Genomic DNA, 16,314 nt, shown 5'->3' with positions numbered 1-16,314 from the left:
TTGGCCCGATGCTCAAGTTTCTCAGCCTCTTTAGTGCCTGGCTGCTACTTTCCGGCAGCAGCCAAGTACCCGCGCCGGCCTTTTACGATGTTCCCGTTATCACCGAAAAATCGGTAGGGAAGGCACGCATCGGCATGTCGATAGCGCAGCTCCAGGAGCTGTATAAAGGCTGCACTTTTACGCCGGTACACCTGCTGGCTTATGGCTTTGATGACACCGAAGCCGAACCCAGCGGCATCATGGTGAAAAAGGGTAGTCGGCAGCTTTTCCTGTACTTCGCCGACTGGCAAACCCACAAAAAAGTAGCGGCCCTGCTGGCGTTCCATCCGGCCTATAAGACGGCTCGCGGCATTCATACTGGTTCGACATCTGGGCAACTGAAAGCGGCTTTGCCTGCCGTGCAGGTCGTACCCAACATGATGTTGCCAGAATTTCAGATTGCCTTTGTGGGCGACGTGGAAACTCCCGGCTTAGAATACGTTTTCCGCAAGCAGCCTGTGCTGGCTAAATACACAATGGCCGATGCGCCCACTAAGCTAACCGCCGCCAACGGCCGGATATCCTGGATTCAAATTCGCTCCAACTATTAATGACCAAACCCGTCCTCCACGCCCTCTGCCAGGCCTTCATCGAGCAACGCATTGCCGCTGCCCGCACCGCCATGCAGGCGGCTCAGGAATCCTCCTCTTCCGAAACCAAGAGCAGCGCCGGCGACAAGTATGAAACCGGCCGCGAAATGGCCAATGCCGAGCGTGACCGCAACGCTGCCCAGATGCAGCAGGCCCAGCAGCTGCAAGCCGAACTGGCCCGTATCAGCCCCGACGCTGCCTGCGACACGGTGCGCCCCGGTGCCCTCGTGAGCACCAGCCTGGGCCAGTTCTACATCAGCATCAGTGCCGGAAAGCTGGATGGAACGGACGTTTTTGCGGTATCGCCCGCCGCGCCGGTGGCCGTGGCGCTTAAGGGGCTGCGGGCCGGGCAGGAGGCCGCTTTCAACGGCAAAACGGTGCGGGTGCTGGCGGTGGAATAGCTACTTCCAGTCCCCGCCGCCGTCGGCGGGCTTGTCGTCGCTGGGCTTGATGAGCTTGAACTCGACGCGGCGGTTCACCTTGGCGTCGTCATCGGTCAGCTCGTCCTTGAGGGGCTTGCTGGAGCCGTAGCCGAAGCTCTCGATTCGGTTGGGCGCGAGTTTGCCCTTGCGCTCGATGTACTTGCGGATGGCCTCGGCGCGGTCCTGCGAAAGCTTTTCGTTCACTTCCGGGTCGCCGCGGCTATCGGTGTGGCCCGCGATGCTGAGCCGAAAGGCCGGGTGGTCGACCAGGAACAAGGCAATGCGGTCGAGGGTAGGGTACATGGCGGGCAGCACCTCGGCCTTGGCCGCCGCAAACTCCAGGTTCTTGAAAATGAGCGGCAGCTTGTAGTCGATGCTGTTGGTGAGCAGGGTCATCACCGTGTCGCCCTTGAGCGCAAACTGCTTCTCCACCGAGAAAAAGTCCGGGCTCTGAATGAGCATGGCGTAATGCGAGCCCTCAATCAGCTCAAAATCGAACGTGCCATCGGGCCGGATAAACTTGCTGGCCACCTCGATGCCATTGTCGGTATCGATGATGCTCACGATGCCCTTGAGCGGCTTGCTGCTTACCGAATCCACCAGCGTGCCCTCCACGTGGGTGGTGGCCAGCGGCTGGGCCTCCATGGGCAGCGGGAAAGAGTAGAGGTCGAGGTTGTTGAGTTCCTGCGCTTCCGAGCGGGCGTAGTAGAGGTTTTTGCTTTCGCGGTCGATGGTGAAGTAGTACTCCGAGCCCTTGCCGTTCACCAGCGGGCCAATGTTTTTGGGTTCCTGCCAGCGTCCGCCCACGCGGTAGGTTTTGTAGATGTCGAAATCACCGAAGTTCAGCAACTGCCCGCGCGAACTGAAGTAGAGCACGTGGTAGAGCGGGTGGTAAAACGGGCTCACCTCGTTTTCGCGGGTGTTGATGACCGGGCCCATGTTCTCGGCCGGGCTCCACTGCCCGTTTTTCAGCTTGCGGGTGAAGTAGATGTCCGACAGCCCGAAGCCGCCCAGCCGGTCGGACGCAAAGTACAGCGTGTCCTCGCCCTGCGAGAGGGTGGGCTGCGAGTCCCAGCCGAAGGAATTCACCATGGGGCCCAGGCTTTTGGGGGTGCCCCACTTGCCGTCTTTGCCGCGCGTGGCGGTGTAGAGGTCGCAGTTGCCGTGGCAGGTGCTGCACTCGCAGCGGGCAAAAAAGATGGTTTTGCCGTCCTTGCTCAGGCAGGCCGAGCCCTCGTTGTTGGGCGAGTTGATGGGCTTGGGCAGCGGCTCGGCGTCGGTCCAGCTCACGCCCTCGCGGCGCGAGGTGTACAGGTCCTCGTCTACCACGCCGGTGATGCCGCGGCGCTTGCGCTTGCTGCTGAAAATCAGCAGCGAGTCGTTGCCGGCCAGCGCGGGGCCGTAGTCGGGCGCCTTGCTGTTGATGGCGTCGCCCATGGTCGTGTACACGCCCTTTGGTGGGTGGAAGGTGTTGAGGTTCTTGCGGTACTCTACCAGCTCGTAGTACGTTTTCAGGGGTACGTACAGGTCGGTGTTTTTCTGCTCCAGCGAGTCGTAGTACAGCTGAATCTTGCTGATGTCCTTGCGGCTGTGCTTGAGCGCCAGGCGGAAATAAGCCTTGGCCTTCACGTTCTGGCTGTCGCGCTCCAGCAGCTGGCCCAGGCGCCAGAGCATGTCGGTGTTTTTCTCAAAGTTGGCCGGACCGAATTTGGCCACATAGTCCTCCAGCAGCAACCGGGCGGCGTGGTATTGCCGGCGCTTTTCGGCCTTGCCAATGGCTTTCAGCGCCTTTTTGTCTTCAAAAAACGGGTAGCGGTTGATGAACACGAAGTCGGGCGTGCCATCGGGCCGCAGCCGCAGCTTGCGGCTCACGCGGCTGTTGAGGCCGCGCACGCGGTAGGTGCCCGGCGCAATGGCCGGCTTGGGCACCGCGGCCTTGGCTGGCGCGGGTTTGGTTCCCTTGCGGGGCGCGGCCGAAGCACCGCCGCTGGTGGTATCGGCCGAGGGCGAAGCCGCGCCGGGAATGCGCTTCACCGGCCGGCGCTGCGCCTGGCCCGGTAGCGCCGCCAACACCCCAATGAGAAGCAGAAAAAGCACCGCGCACCGGCGCAATAAAAACAGCATTAGTAGAGTAATAAGAATAATAAGGGACGCAAGTTGCTACCAATTTAGCGATTTACGCCGCGCAGGTGAGCGGTTGCCCACCCGGCAGTGCGCCGCTTTGGCGGAATCGGGCGGCTGGCACGCCGCTTGACGTCCAAACGCAGTGGGAAGCCGTACCTTGTATTCCCGCTTTCACAAAGCCGCGGGCTGCCAATGTGGCACCTGCCGCCGTTGTTTCCGGCTTTATTCTCGTCCATGCGTCTGGCATCTGTTTATTCTCCGGCTGTGCAGCCTCTGCGCGCCCTCAGCGACTCTCATTCCCAACCCGAAGCCATTGCCATCATGGCCGCTGACCCCGACCACCTGCTGCGCGGCGACGACGCCCCGCCCACCCTCTCGCTGCTGCCCGTGCGCAACACCGTGCTGTTTCCGGGCGTGGTGCTGCCCGTGACCGTGACGCGCAAGAAAAGCGTGAAGCTGGTGCGCAAAGCCCACGCCGCCGACAAGCTCCTCGGCGTGGTGGCCCAGCTCGACCCCAACGCCGACGAGCCCACTGTAGCTGAGCTGCACCCCGTGGGCACGCTGGCCCGCATCCTGAAGCTGCTGGAGCAGCCCGACGGCCAGATTACCATCATCCTGCAAGGCCAGGTGCGCTTCACCATCGAGGAAGAGCTGAGCTTCGCCCCGCTCGTGGCCCGCGTCAGCTACTTCTCGGAAGTGGCGTTGAACCCCGACATTCCGGGCGAGTTTGCGCTGCTACAGGCCCTGCGCGAAGCTGCCACCAAAGTGCTGGAGCTCACGCCCGAGATTCCAATGGAAGCCCGCGCCATGCTCGATGGCATTCAGTCGCCCGCCTTCCTCACGCACTTCCTGTCCAGCAACGTGCAGCTCGACCTGCCCGCCAAACAGAAGCTGCTGGAGCTGGCCGACCCCGAAGCCCAGGCCCGCCAGCTGCTCGAAGCCCTGCTGAGCCAGGCCGAGCTGCTGGAAATCAAGCAGGACATCCGTTCAAAAACGCACACCGGCATCGACGCCCAGCAGCGCGAGTACTTCCTGCGCCAGCAGCTCAAAACCCTGCAGGACGAGCTGGGCCAGGAAGGCCCTGACGAGGATGTGAACCGCCTGCGCCAGCGCGCCGAAACCAAAAAATGGCCCGAGAGCGTGGCGCTCCACTTCAAAAAGGAGATGGAGAAGCTGGCCCGCACCAACCCCATGGCGCCCGATTACTCGGTGAGCGTGAACTACGTGGAGTTTCTGCTCGATTTGCCCTGGGGTGAGTTTACCAAGGACAAGTTCAACCTCAAGCAAACCAAGAAAATCCTCGATGCCGACCACTTCGGCATCGAAAAGGTGAAGGAGCGGATTCTGGAGTACATCGCCGTGCTCAAGCTGAAGCAGGACCTGAAGGCACCCATTCTGTGCCTCTACGGCCCTCCCGGCGTGGGCAAAACTTCCCTGGGCCGCAGCATTGCCAACGCCATGGGCCGCAAGTACATCCGCATGAGCCTGGGCGGCGTGCGCGACGAGGCCGAGATTCGCGGGCACCGCAAGACCTACGTGGGCGCCATGCCCGGCCGCATCATCTCCCAAATCAAAAAGGCCGGCACCAGCAACCCCGTCATCATCCTCGATGAGATAGACAAGGTGAGCAGCGACTTCCGCGGCGACCCCAGCTCGGCCTTGCTCGAAGTGCTGGACCCGGAGCAAAACGCCACCTTCACCGACAACTACCTGGAAGTGGAGTACGACCTCTCGAAGGTCCTCTTCATTGCCACGGCCAACTCGCTCGATACCATTCAGCCCGCCCTGCGCGACCGCATGGAAATCATCGACCTCACCGGCTATACCCAGGAGGAAAAGGTGCAGATTGCCCGTAAGCACCTCTGGCCCAAGCAGCTCAAGGAGCACGGCCTGGGCGAGGCGGAAGTGAAAATCACCGATGCCTCGCTGCACCGTGTGGCCGACGACTACACCCGCGAAAGCGGCGTGCGCGGCCTGGAGCGCAAGCTGGCCGCCGTGACGCGCAACCTGGCCCGCCGCAAAGCTGGTAAGGAGGAGCTGCCTGCTGTGATGGAGCCCGCCGAAGTGCGCAAAATACTCGGCGCGCCCATCTTCGACCGCGACCAGTACCAGGACAACGACACCGCCGGCGTGGTGACGGGACTGGCCTGGACCTCGGTGGGCGGCGACATCCTGTTCGTGGAAAGCCTGCTGAGCCGCGGCCGGGGCAAGCTCACGCTCTCGGGCCAGCTCGGCGACGTGATGAAGGAATCGGCCATTACGGCGCTGAGCTACCTGCGCTCGCGGGCCGATGAAATCGGCATCGACTACCGCCTGTTTGAGCAGTACGACCTGCACATTCACTTCCCCGAGGGCGCCGTGCCCAAGGACGGACCCAGTGCGGGCATTGCCATTTTCACCAGCATTGCCTCGGCCTATACCCAGCGCCGGGTGCGCGCCAAGCTGGCCATGACCGGCGAAATTACCCTGCGCGGCAAGGTGCTGCCGGTGGGCGGCATCAAGGAAAAGCTGCTGGCGGCCCGCCGCGCCGGCATGAAGGACATTATTCTTTGCCCCAAAAACCGCAAGGACATCGAGGAAATCCAGGAGGACTACCTCAAAGGCCTCACCATTCACTACGCCGAGCGGGTAGACGACGTGCTGCGCGTGGCTCTGCTCGACGAGCTGGTGCCGCACCCGCAGAAGCTGCCCGTGCGCGACGAGCCCGTGCCCACCGTAGGTCCCAGCGTGGAGGTGCAGTAGCGTGAAGCTTGAGCGACGTAGGGGCGGGGCTTGCCCCCGCCTGGATGCCTGCACCTTTGCGAGAGTATTACCTGAAGGACGTAAGGGCGGGGGCAAGTCCCACCCCTACGTCCTTCAGGTAAGCTGGCGCAGGTAAAATGTTTGGTCGAGGTACTTATTTGCGGTTACCATGCGTTAGGCTGCCAATGGGGGCACGGGCTCTCTTATCTTAGCTATATGAAGCAATTTTCCGCTTGCCGGCTTGCCGGGTTTGGCCTTTTGCTGGGCTTTTTGGGGGTAAAACCGGCATCGGCGCAGCAGTTGGGCGGCCGCGCCGTGTTTCCTTTTCTGGACCTGCCGCCGAATGCGCACCTCGCGGCGCTGGGCGGCATGAACGTCTCGACCCGCACCGACGACCCCACCATGCTGTTTGGCAGCCCGGCCTTGCTCAATGCCGACATGGACGGCCGGCTGGCGCTGAGCTACGTGGCCTACGTGGCCGACATTAAGCAGAGCACCGCCGCTTATGCCTTCAACACCGAGAAATACGGCCGCTTCGGCGTGGGCGTCACTTACCTGAATTACGGCGACTTCCAGAGCTACGACCCCGCCGGCAACAGCCTGGGTACGTTTAGCGTTAATGAGTACACCGCCGGCCTGTCCGATTCCTATACCAAGGGCAAGTTCACTTTTGGCGCCACTGCCAAGCTGGCCGTAAGCAGCATTGCGGGCAGCCGCTCGCTGGCTGGCGTGGCCGATGCGGGCGTCCTCTACAAGCACCCAACCACCGATTTCACGGCGGGCTTGGCCGTGAAAAACGCAGGCTACCAGTTCATCACTTACCCGGGCACCGACCGGGGCCGACTGCCCCTCGACGTTCAGATTGGCGCCACCGTAAAGCCCGAGCACATGCCCGTGCGGCTGTCGCTTACCATCCACCACTTGCAGCAGTGGGACATCCAGTACCTCGACCCCAACGCCCGCGGCGTGCAGGATGCCAGCGGGCAGGAAAAGAAACCCACCAAGAGCTTCGGTGACAACTTGGCCCGGCACTTCACCGTTGGCGCGGCCCTCGTGCTGGGCAAGGGATTCAACCTGCGCGTGGGCTACAACCACTTGCAGCGCCGCGAACTGCGCCTCGATAACACCAGCGGCAGCGCCGGCCTCAGCTTCGGGGCAATGCTCAAAATCAGCACTTTTCAGCTTGAATACACCCACGCTACGCTGCAGGCCGCGGGTTCCAGCGAGTACATCACCGTGTCTCGCAACTTGAATTCTTTGTTCAAGAAAAAAGAGTAACGACCTTGTCGGACTGAATAGAAAACTGTCATCCCGAGCGCAGCGAAGGACCTTATCACCGTGGAACGAAAGCCGTTCTAGCTTGAAAAGGCCCTTTGCTGCGCGCAGGATGACAGTTTTTTTGTTCCCAATGCCCTTATAAAACTCGTACACTACCTCATGCTCAACGACTCTTTCCTGACGCCGGCCCAAATCGTGGCCGAGCTTGATAAATACATCATCGGCCAGCACGACGCCAAGCGCCACGTGGCCATTGCCTTGCGCAACCGCTGGCGCCGCCTGCACGCCCCCGCCGATATGCAGGCCGAAATCGTGCCCAACAACATCCTGATGATTGGGGCCACCGGCGTGGGGAAAACCGAAATTGCTCGCCGCCTGGCTCACCTCGCCGATGCGCCTTTTGTGAAAGTAGAAGCCAGCAAGTTCACTGAAGTTGGCTACGTAGGCCGCGACGTGGAAAGCATGGTGCGCGACCTGGCCGAGCAAAGCGTGAACCGCGTGAAAGCCCGTCGCCAGGAAGCTGTGAAGGCCCAGGCGGCCAATGCCGTAGAGGAAATTATCCTCGACGCCCTCATCCCCGCCATTCCTCAGCCCGCTGGCGCCAAATCGGGCCTCGGCTTCGGCGGTGGGGGAGGGGCCGATGCCGTACCCAATTCCGACGCCGAGCTGAACGAGCGCACCCGCGAGCGGTTCCGCCAAAAAATCAAGAACGGCGAACTGGAAGACCGCAAAATTGAGATTCAAGTGGCGCAGTCGGGGCCCAGCGTAGGCATCATGGGCGCGCCTCCCGGTATGGACGAGGGCACCCTCTCGGGCCTGCAGGACATGCTCGGCAACATGCTGCCCAAGAAAACCCGCAAGCGCAAGGTGACAGTGGCCGAGGCCCGCAAGCTCCTGCTCGATGAAGAAGCCGCTAAGCTCATCGACATGGACGAGGTGAAGGATGAAGCCATTCGCCAGGCCGAAAACGCGGGCATCATCTTCATCGACGAAATTGACAAGGTGGCCACCAGCGGCGGCAGCGGCAAGGGCGGCCCCGACGTAAGCCGCCAGGGCGTGCAGCGCGACCTGCTGCCCATCGTGGAGGGTTCGGCCGTGAGCACCAAGTACGGCATCGTCAACACCGACCACATCTTGTTCATCGCCGCCGGCGCCTTCCACGTCAGCAAGCCCTCCGACCTCATTCCCGAACTCCAAGGCCGTTTCCCCATCCGCGTCGAGCTACAAAGCCTGACCAAGGCCGACTTCTTCCGCATTCTCAAAGACCCTAAGAACGCCCTCACCAAGCAATACGAAGCCTTGCTCAAAGCCGAAGAGGTGGAGTTGACCTTTGATGATGAAGCCCTGGAGCGTCTGGCCGAAATTGCCTCAGAGGTGAATGCCGAGGTGGAGAACATCGGAGCCCGGCGCCTGCACACGGTCATGAGCCGCTTGCTCAATGATATTCTCTACGACGTGCCCGACAAGATTGGGGCGCATGCCCACGTGCAAATCACGGCCACGCTGGTGAATGAGCGGCTGAGTGACATGTTGAAAAACCGTGACCTGAGCCAGTATATCCTGTGAGTTCACTCGCTTTATTGATACAAAAAAAGCCCCAGCCATGCGGCTGGGGCTTTTTGCATCCTCAATCAAGGATTAGTAGCCAGGGTTTGGAACCAGATTAGGGTTCTGCAGGAGGTCGACGTTTGGAATCGGGAAAATGGCCTTATCCTCCCCGTAGTTGATACGGCTTGAGTTACGCTTGTAGCGCATCAGGTCGTAGTAGCGGTGGCCTTCAAAGGCCAGCTCCAAGCGACGCTCAAACAAAATGGCATCAATCAGGGCCTGCTTATTGGTGAAGGATGCTACCGAGTAGTTCGGGTAAGCCGGAATGTTCGGCAGTGAACGGCGACGCACTTGGTTCAACAGGGTAATAGCATCGGCGCTGATGCCAGCGTCGGTTTGGGCCAAGCCTTCGGCACGGTTCAGCAGCACTTCCGAAAAACGCACAATCGGCACGTAATCGGCCGAACCGTTATTATACTTCAACGTGTAAATATTGGTCGTGGCAGTAGCCGGGTAAGTGGGCGGGTCAAGCAACAGCGTGCGACGACGGTCTTTGCTCCGGAACTGCGTGGTGTCAATACGTGCATAAGGCGTCACGCTAATATCCGCCCGGCGCTGGCGGCCGTAGTGCTGGCCGATGGCGTTGTTGGTATTAGGGTTATCGCTGAGGTTCATAGCCACCGAGAAAATCGACTCGGGGTTGCTATAGGTAGCGGCTGTGAACGGAACCGCCGGACTGGCGGATAGCGAGCGACGCCCGCCCGTGATGACGGTATTAGCCATGCTGGCGGCGTCGGCGTACTGGCCTTTGTACAAGTATACGCGCGACAGCAAGGCGCGAGCTGCGTCTTTGGTAGCGCGCGCCGTGCGGTCATAGGCAGTGCTATACGTTTCCGGCAACGCGGTAATAGCGTCGTTCAGGTCCTGCTCAATTTGCGTGTATACCTGGCGAACGGTTCCCCGAGATAGGTTCTGGCTGGCGTCAAATGCGTTGCTAGCATCCGGCGCCGTGAGTTGGATGGGGATACCGAGGTGCGATGCATCAGTGGTGAAGTTGTAAGGCTGAGCAAACAGGTTCACCAGGTGGAAGTTCACCAAGGCCCGAATGAACTTGGCTTCGCCAGTGTATTGCGCTTCCAAGGCAGGAGTGGTTCGGCCGGGGTTTTTTGCGATTTGCTGCAGGAAGTAGTTTGCCGCATACAGCGTGCGATAGCCGCCGGTCCAAGCGTTGGCAGCGGTGCCATCGTTGGCTAGTTGGTTGAACGTCGATACGTTGCCGAAGAAGCCCGCGGGGTTCGTGTCATCGCTGCGGATGTCGCTATAGATGAGCGCACGGCCACCCAGAAATTCAAGGTCCTGCAGGCCATTGTACATGCCGATGGCCGATTTGGAGATGCGGTCCGCATTGGCAAATGCATCTTCCTGGGTAAGCGCGGTGGGCGGGTCTTGGGTCAGCACATCGCAGCCAGTGCCCGAAGCAAGCAACACGGCGCAGAAAGCGGCCAGCCGCAATTTAGAAATATGAGTCATGTAAATAGAGAGAAAAGCCAAGGTTAAATGCCAACGTTTACACCGAAAGTGAAGCTGCGGGTCGGGGGAACCGAACGGCCGTCAACACCATAAGCAATGTTGTTGCCGATATTGGAGTTCACCTCGGGGTCTAGGCCTTTGTACTTGGTGAAGTTGTACAGGTTCTGGCCCAATACGTATACCCGCAGGTTGTTCAAACCCAAACGCTTAATCAAAGGTTCAGGCAGGTTGTAGCCCAAGCTCACCTGGCGAATGCGGAGGAAATCACCGTTCTCGAGCCAACGAGTCGATGCCTGAGTCGAAACCACGTCGCGCAGCACCAGTTTCTGGATGTCCGTCTGTTGGCCCGGCGTAGTCCAACGGTCCTTAATTTCGGTGATGTTATTCTGCAGGCTGTTGCTCAACAGGGCCGAACGGTAGCCATTGTAAATCTGGTTGCCACCGCTGTACTGCAGGAAGACGCCAAGTTCCACGCCTTTGAACGCAAAGGTGTTGTCAAAGCCGCCGAAGAAGGTGGGGTAGCCGGTTTTGGCAGTGTACTTGTAGTCGGCCACCGTGATGGGGGTCGTCACATCGCCAGCGGCGGTGAGCCAACGGCCTTGGGTTGCGTTAGCGTTGGTAGTATAGGCCGCATCATACTGTTTAATGTTGCCGTCTTTGTCCAGGAACTGGGCGTTGCCGTTGTTGGGGTTCACCCCAGCCCACACGGGCAGGAAATAAATACCCAAGCTGCTGCCCAAGCTGGCGCGCTGGGTACCAGCGGTGATATCAGTCGGGGTAGCCAGTTCCGTGATGCGGTTCTTGAGAATGCTGCCGTTCAGGTTGGAGCTCCAAGTGAAGCCGTTGTCCAGACGCACGTTCACGGTGTTGATGGTGAGTTCAACGCCCCGGTTGTACATGCTGCCCACGTTGCGGTTAACGCTCGAACCGGGAATGCCGGTGGTCCGCAGCACAGGGGCGGCCAGCAAGATGCCGCTGACATCGTTGTTGAAGAAGTCGAAGGTGACGTTGATGCGGTTGTTTACGAGCGCTGCGTCAAAGCCAATGTCGAGCTTCTTCGAGGTTTCCCATTGAATAGAGGGGTTGCCCACTTGGTTGATGCTGAAACCGTTCAAGTCGGCGTATTGACCGCCGCCCACGAGCGTACGCGAAGCGTAGGAACCGATACCAGCGGAGTTGCCAACTTTACCGTAGCTGGCGCGCAGCTTCAGGTCGTTGATAGCCGAGATGTTCTTCATGAAGCTCTCTTGCGAAACACGCCAGCCCACCGAGCCGCCGGGGAAGTAGCCGCGCTGGTTGTTGGCGCCGAAAACCGAAGAAGCATCAGCACGGAACGAGAAAGAAGCGTAGTACTTGCTGCTGAAATCGTAGTTGGCACGGGCGAAGTACGACTGGAAGCCGTTGTTGAAAGCAGAACCACCAGTGCCGGTCTGGTTGGTGTACAGGCCATCGAGCAGCGACTGAAACTTGTTGTCTGCGAAGTCAGCACCGGAGCTGTACACCAGTTGGGTACGCGTTTCCTGGTACTCAACACCGGCGGTTAGGCCAATCGTGTGTTTTTCGTCGAAGGTGCGGTCGTAGTTGGCGTAGTTCTGCCAGTTGTACTGAGTACGGGTCGTGTTATACAACTGGACCAGGCCTTGGCCAAGCTGACGACCCAGGCTTCCCAAGATGGGGCTGCTGTATTGGTCTTCGAAGTTGGTCGAATAGTCGATGCCGTACTTGGTCGTCAACTGCAGGCCTTTCAAAGGCGTTACCGTGAGGTAGCCGTTGCCCAGAGTGCGCTGCACGGTGTTGTCGTTGCGGTTTTCGCGCAGCGTGCCGATGATATGGAAATATGCGTTCGGAGCGTATGTGCTGGGAACGGCGTTGTTGCCGTTGCCCAGGTTGCCCAGGTTGTTCAGGTAGTAGGAGCCGTCGGGGTTGAAGGCGGGCACGTTCGGGGGAGCAGTGTAGCCTGACACCGTAGCGCCAGCCAAGGCGCTCTCGCCGTTGATGCCTTGGTTGTAAGTTTTGGAGTAGTTAAGGCTAACACCGCTCTTCAGCCATTTCTTTGGAGTGATGTCGATGTTCAAACGTCCCGAACCACGACGCAAGCGGTTTTTGTAGATAATGCCTTTTTGGTCGTTCCAGTCGGCAGAACCATAATAAGAAGCAAATTCGCTGCCGCCCGACAGAGCTGCCTGGTAGTTCTGTTGCGTGCCACGCTGGAAAATCTCCTTAATCCAATCGGTTTCATCCGGCACACCATCGCCGTTCAAATCGATGGGTGCAGCAATGGTTGCCGGGACGCTGGTGTTGCCCACGTTGCCGGTAGCGCCTACGCTCCCAGCGCGGGCATTGGCAGCCTTCTCATTCGAGATGGCAATGAAATCGGCGGCATTCAGGACCTGAGGCTTGCGCACGGCGTCTTGAAAGCCATAGTAAGAGTTGAAGGACAGGCGGTTGGTGCCCGATTTGCCCCGTTTGGTGGTGATGATAACCACGCCGTTGGCACCGCGCGAACCATAAATAGCCGCTGCCGATGCGTCTTTCAACACGTCGACCGAGGCGATATCGTTCGGGTTGATGTCGGCCAAGGGGTTGTAGCGCGTGCTGAGGGAGTTGGCTTGCGCGTTGTTGTTCAGAGGCACACCATCCACCACAAACAGCGGCTGCGAGCTGTTGCTGATGGAGTTGGCGCCGCGAATGCGAATTACCGCCTGGTCGCCAAGCGTGCCGCTGGTGGTGTTGATGTTTACACCGGCCATGCGGCCCTGCAAGGCCTGGTCGACGCTGACAACGGGCTGCAGCAACAGCTTCTCCTCTTTCACTTGAGCTACCGAGCCCGTGATGTCTTTCACATCCTGCGACCCGCCGTAGCCCGTTACCACCACCTCGGTCAACTGCTTGGAATCGGTCGCCAAAGCCACCGAAAACTGAGAGTTGCTGCCAATGGCGCGCTCCTGCGTCGTCATGCCTACCGAGCTGAACACCAGCGTGCCACCGGATTCGGGTACCGACAGGCTGAAAGCGCCGTCTGCATTGGTGGATACGCCGTTGGTAGTGCCTTTCAGCAGTACCGTGACGCCGGGAAGGCCGGTGCCCGTCGCTTGGTCGGTCACCCGGCCGGTTACGGTGCGGGTTTGCGCCATCGCTCCGTGTAGAAGAGTAAACATGAGCACCAGGCTCATGAGTAAGATTTTTTTCATGGACAAAAGGTTAAAAAATGGTAATGGTGAGTTTACATTTCAAAAATACGTAAGACTGATTAGATAAAAGCAATAAAAACAGCCTGTGCTCATGAAATTTTCAGGGTAGGCGTTCATTTCTTATTGATACTCCTTGTTTAACTCCCGAAATGTGCTCTTTTGGCTGCAATGACAACACTTGTTAAATTCTGATTTTCAGTGCATAAGCATTGGTGTGAAAACACATATCGCGAATATTTTATGCCATTGAAAAACAATGGCATGTATACAATATGCGGCAATGTGATTTTATTAATTGTTGCAGATTCTTTGTTTTAAAAAGAATAAGCTATGGGATAGAAGTTACCCCACAGGCATACTTTCCTTTAGTTAAGGCATAAGCTCCTATGCTATGCCTCGTTAGAAATTATTGTCCATGATGGGGCAAACGACAAAAAAAACGGCAGCAAAAGGATGATAAAATCCTCTTGCTGCCGCTGAAAAGCTACTATTGCTTGCTTAACAGACCTGCTTAGTGGTAGGAGTTAGGGACGGATTTCCGCCACGGCCGCGTAGGGAGCGTTGACGAACGTGCCCAGCGGAGCACCCACCGAGCCACTTAGGGTGGAGAGAGGCGTGAGGATAATGCGGCGGCCGTCTTTCATCACGTATTCGAAAGTGAATACCACGGCTTCGCCATTAATCAGGCGGTTTGGCGTTGTATCAGTTTCTCCTTTTACGGGTTGCCGGGGCGTGGTGCTGCCGGCAATCGGCGAGGTAGCATACAGGTCCTGCAGTGCGTCCTGGCTATTGATGGTAACTGTGGCTGGAAACGAAGTCAGGTCCGTCACTTTCACGCGTGGGCCGAGCTTAAGGTCGCGCCGGTAGCTTTTATAAACTTCCACAGTTTGAATGTCACCGCCGCCTTTGGACGGGTTGACAACGAATTCAAAAACCGGACGGGTTCGGTTCTGATTCCTGGCTTGGTCCACGGAAGGCCTAGCGTCGAGGATATTGAAATAAGACTTTTGTGGGTTGACTTCCGGAATAATCAACGGAACATCTTCCGTGGCGGGGGCGGGTAACTTGCTGGTTTCGCGGCAGGCAACGAGTGAACTCGCAGCCGTCAAGAGCAGCAAGAAACGGGTGGCAAAAGAATTCATAAAAAACTTCACGTTAAGACAACTGATGAGGGTCGAGGTGGCCTAGAGGTCCCAGAAAATGCGGGAATTCTGCGGGGCCTGCGTCCGCGGCGAATTGGGGTTCAGAATCAGGTCGTTGGTGGGGTAATACAACCGGTTGGGGAACATGCCGGTCGATAGCGTGGTGCCATCGTCGGGCAGCAGGCCGCTCCGGGTGGGCGAAGCAGTAACAATGTCCTGCGACACACGAATCCGGGGGTGGCCCGTGCGACGGAAGTCGGTGTACACGTCCGGGCCGAAGCCGAAGCTGGCCACATACTTTTCGTACATGATTACCTCTAGCCGGTCCTCGTTGGTGGTAGCGCGGTCAAAGCGGTTGAGGGGGCCCGACGCGTTCAGGTTGGTGTTGTTGCGGTTGAGGTAGTTGTTAATTTGGGTGGTCGTCATCAGGGGGCTGCCATCAGCCGCCGCAATGGTGTTTACCTTGTTAAACGCGGCATTGAGGCCAGCTACCAGGGCGGCGCGGGCAGCGGGCACGTTGTTCAGCACCATGAGCTGCAGTTCTGCTTCGGTGAATTTGCGGCTATAGTAAGTGAGCAAACGCTGCGGCGCTTCGTATTTGGCTTGTGGGCGCGAATTGGCGCTGGGGTTGCCTTTGCCGTCGTCGTAGCGGCCGCCAATGGGGTAAAGGCCTTGCAGGGTCTGCACATTGGCCGTTGATGCCGAACTGGTGTACAGCCCGGTAGAGCCCGGCCGCACGGTCACAAAGTTTTCGTTGATATAGTCTTGTTGGGTAACGGCCACACCTTCCGGCACTTGGTTGAAGAAGTAATAGCGCATGCGCGGGTCGCTCTTCGCCTTCATGTCTTCGTAGAAATAACGGCCAATGCGGTTCTCCGGGCTGGGGCCGTAGTCCACTACTGCACCAGGGTTGCGGGTGTCGGGGCTCAAGCTGTTCTTATAAGCCAGTTGCAGGTCGCCGCCCTCTTCTATGAGTTGTGCTGCCAGTAGCGGCGTTACTTGGGCCGCCACCGCAGAGGGCGAATTCGTTTTGCGAATCTGGTTGTAAAGCTTAAGCTTGAGCGTGCGGCCAAACCGGGCCCATTTGTCGAGCGACCCTCCATAAATCAGGTCGGCCCGGCCCAGCGTCGTGCTGGAGGGGGCTTTGGCGATGTTAGCCAAGCCTTCGTCAATCAGCGTGAACAGGCCCTTCACCTTGCCGTCCGTGGTGCCGTTGTAAATCTCCGAGTCCTTGTCGAAGCGCGGGGCCAGGTTGGCCACGCCCTGCAGCGCTTCCGAGTAAGGAATGTCGCCCCACATGTCCACCATCTGGCTATACACATAGGCTTTTTGCAGCTGCGCAATGCCCACGTAACCCCATTGTGCCTCGGTTGTGCCTTGGTTAATGATGATTTCGTTGTTCGGCAGCATGGTGTTGTAGAACTCCGCCCACGGGCTGCCAAACGAGTCACCGGTTTGCAGGAAGTTGCCAATGCCGCGGGTGCTATACAGTTGCTGCATAATGCCCATCGTGTACTGGCTCAGGCCCCCCACATTGTCGCCCAATCCCGAGGCCATGCTCACCTGCGTAATGGGCAGCAGGTTGTTGAGCGTGGTAGACGTAGGGTAGAGGGGGTTGACGTTGGTGGCGTAAAAGTCTTTGCAGCCGGAAGCGGTGGCAAGCACGGCGGCTAGCGCCAGCGTTGCCCCAATCTGATGAAATTTCATG

At 58.8% G+C, this 16,314-nt stretch carries 10 protein-coding genes; 5 read left to right on the top strand and 5 right to left on the bottom strand.

What is annotated here, in order from left to right; translation table 11 throughout:
* Positions 1–8: 8 nt before the first annotated feature.
* Both MTP16_RS23320 and MTP16_RS23315 read left to right on the top strand, forming a co-directional pair.
* Complete coding sequence (locus MTP16_RS23320) at positions 9–590, top strand: hypothetical protein (protein ID WP_243514665.1); 582 nt, start codon at positions 9–11, stop codon at positions 588–590.
* The gene (locus tag MTP16_RS23315; RefSeq protein ID WP_243514663.1) at positions 590–1,030 is read left to right on the top strand and encodes a 3-oxoacyl-ACP synthase; all 441 of its coding nucleotides are present in this window, start codon (positions 590–592) and stop codon (positions 1,028–1,030) included. The genes MTP16_RS23320 and MTP16_RS23315 overlap by 1 nt, the downstream gene beginning before the upstream one ends.
* On the opposite strand, the gene MTP16_RS23310 is transcribed toward MTP16_RS23315, so the two are convergent.
* Positions 1,031–3,175, bottom strand: a complete 2,145-nt coding sequence (locus tag MTP16_RS23310; protein ID WP_243514660.1) for an OmpA family protein — start codon at positions 3,173–3,175, stop codon at positions 1,031–1,033.
* A 321-nt stretch (positions 3,176–3,496) separates the two neighbouring features.
* On the opposite strand from MTP16_RS23310, the gene lon reads away from it, so the two are divergent.
* The 3 genes from lon (at position 3,497) to hslU (ending at position 8,761) form a co-directional block, all read left to right on the top strand.
* Positions 3,497–5,917 carry an endopeptidase La gene (gene lon / locus MTP16_RS23305; protein ID WP_243520118.1) on the top strand — a complete coding sequence of 807 codons (2,421 nt, stop codon included), beginning with the start codon at positions 3,497–3,499 and terminating at the stop codon, positions 5,915–5,917.
* Between the two features lie 216 nt (positions 5,918–6,133).
* Complete coding sequence (gene porQ, locus MTP16_RS23300) at positions 6,134–7,195, top strand: type IX secretion system protein PorQ (protein WP_243514657.1); 1,062 nt, start codon at positions 6,134–6,136, stop codon at positions 7,193–7,195.
* 159 nt (positions 7,196–7,354) lie between these two features.
* A complete protein-coding gene (gene hslU, locus MTP16_RS23295) occupies positions 7,355–8,761 on the top strand; it encodes an ATP-dependent protease ATPase subunit HslU (RefSeq protein WP_243514654.1) in 1,407 nt (468 codons plus the stop codon).
* A 72-nt stretch (positions 8,762–8,833) separates the two neighbouring features.
* Here hslU and MTP16_RS23290 read toward each other — a convergent pair whose 3' ends face one another.
* From MTP16_RS23290 to MTP16_RS23275, 4 genes are all read right to left on the bottom strand, one after another.
* Entirely contained in the window at positions 8,834–10,273 is a 1,440-nt protein-coding gene (locus tag MTP16_RS23290; protein WP_243514651.1) for a RagB/SusD family nutrient uptake outer membrane protein, read from the bottom strand.
* 23 nt (positions 10,274–10,296) lie between these two features.
* Positions 10,297–13,464 (bottom strand): SusC/RagA family TonB-linked outer membrane protein, encoded by a 3,168-nt coding sequence (locus MTP16_RS23285; protein ID WP_243514648.1) that lies wholly within the window; start codon positions 13,462–13,464, stop codon positions 10,297–10,299.
* A gap of 524 nt (positions 13,465–13,988) precedes the next feature.
* Complete coding sequence (locus MTP16_RS23280) at positions 13,989–14,606, bottom strand: hypothetical protein (RefSeq protein ID WP_243514645.1); 618 nt, start codon at positions 14,604–14,606, stop codon at positions 13,989–13,991.
* Between the two features lie 42 nt (positions 14,607–14,648).
* A complete protein-coding gene (locus MTP16_RS23275; RefSeq protein ID WP_243514642.1) occupies positions 14,649–16,313 on the bottom strand; it encodes a SusD/RagB family nutrient-binding outer membrane lipoprotein in 1,665 nt (554 codons plus the stop codon).
* Position 16,314 lies beyond the last annotated feature (1 nt).

Origin of the sequence: Hymenobacter monticola (assembly GCF_022811645.1) — a bacterium.
Classification (GTDB): Bacteria; Bacteroidota; Bacteroidia; order Cytophagales; family Hymenobacteraceae; genus Hymenobacter; species Hymenobacter monticola.
This window is presented reverse-complemented; position numbering and strand designations above follow the sequence as displayed.

Coding starts and splice junctions, on each gene's coding strand:
- MTP16_RS23320 (WP_243514665.1), top strand. CDS start 9: ATGCTCAAGTTTCTCAGCCTCTTTAGTGCCTGGCTGCTACTTTCCGGC.
- MTP16_RS23315 (WP_243514663.1), top strand. CDS start 590: ATGACCAAACCCGTCCTCCACGCCCTCTGCCAGGCCTTCATCGAGCAA.
- MTP16_RS23310 (WP_243514660.1), bottom strand. CDS start 3,175: ATGCTGTTTTTATTGCGCCGGTGCGCGGTGCTTTTTCTGCTTCTCATT.
- lon (WP_243520118.1), top strand. CDS start 3,497: ATGGCCGCTGACCCCGACCACCTGCTGCGCGGCGACGACGCCCCGCCC.
- porQ (WP_243514657.1), top strand. CDS start 6,134: ATGAAGCAATTTTCCGCTTGCCGGCTTGCCGGGTTTGGCCTTTTGCTG.
- hslU (WP_243514654.1), top strand. CDS start 7,355: ATGCTCAACGACTCTTTCCTGACGCCGGCCCAAATCGTGGCCGAGCTT.
- MTP16_RS23290 (WP_243514651.1), bottom strand. CDS start 10,273: ATGACTCATATTTCTAAATTGCGGCTGGCCGCTTTCTGCGCCGTGTTG.
- MTP16_RS23285 (WP_243514648.1), bottom strand. CDS start 13,464: ATGAAAAAAATCTTACTCATGAGCCTGGTGCTCATGTTTACTCTTCTA.
- MTP16_RS23280 (WP_243514645.1), bottom strand. CDS start 14,606: ATGAATTCTTTTGCCACCCGTTTCTTGCTGCTCTTGACGGCTGCGAGT.
- MTP16_RS23275 (WP_243514642.1), bottom strand. CDS start 16,313: ATGAAATTTCATCAGATTGGGGCAACGCTGGCGCTAGCCGCCGTGCTT.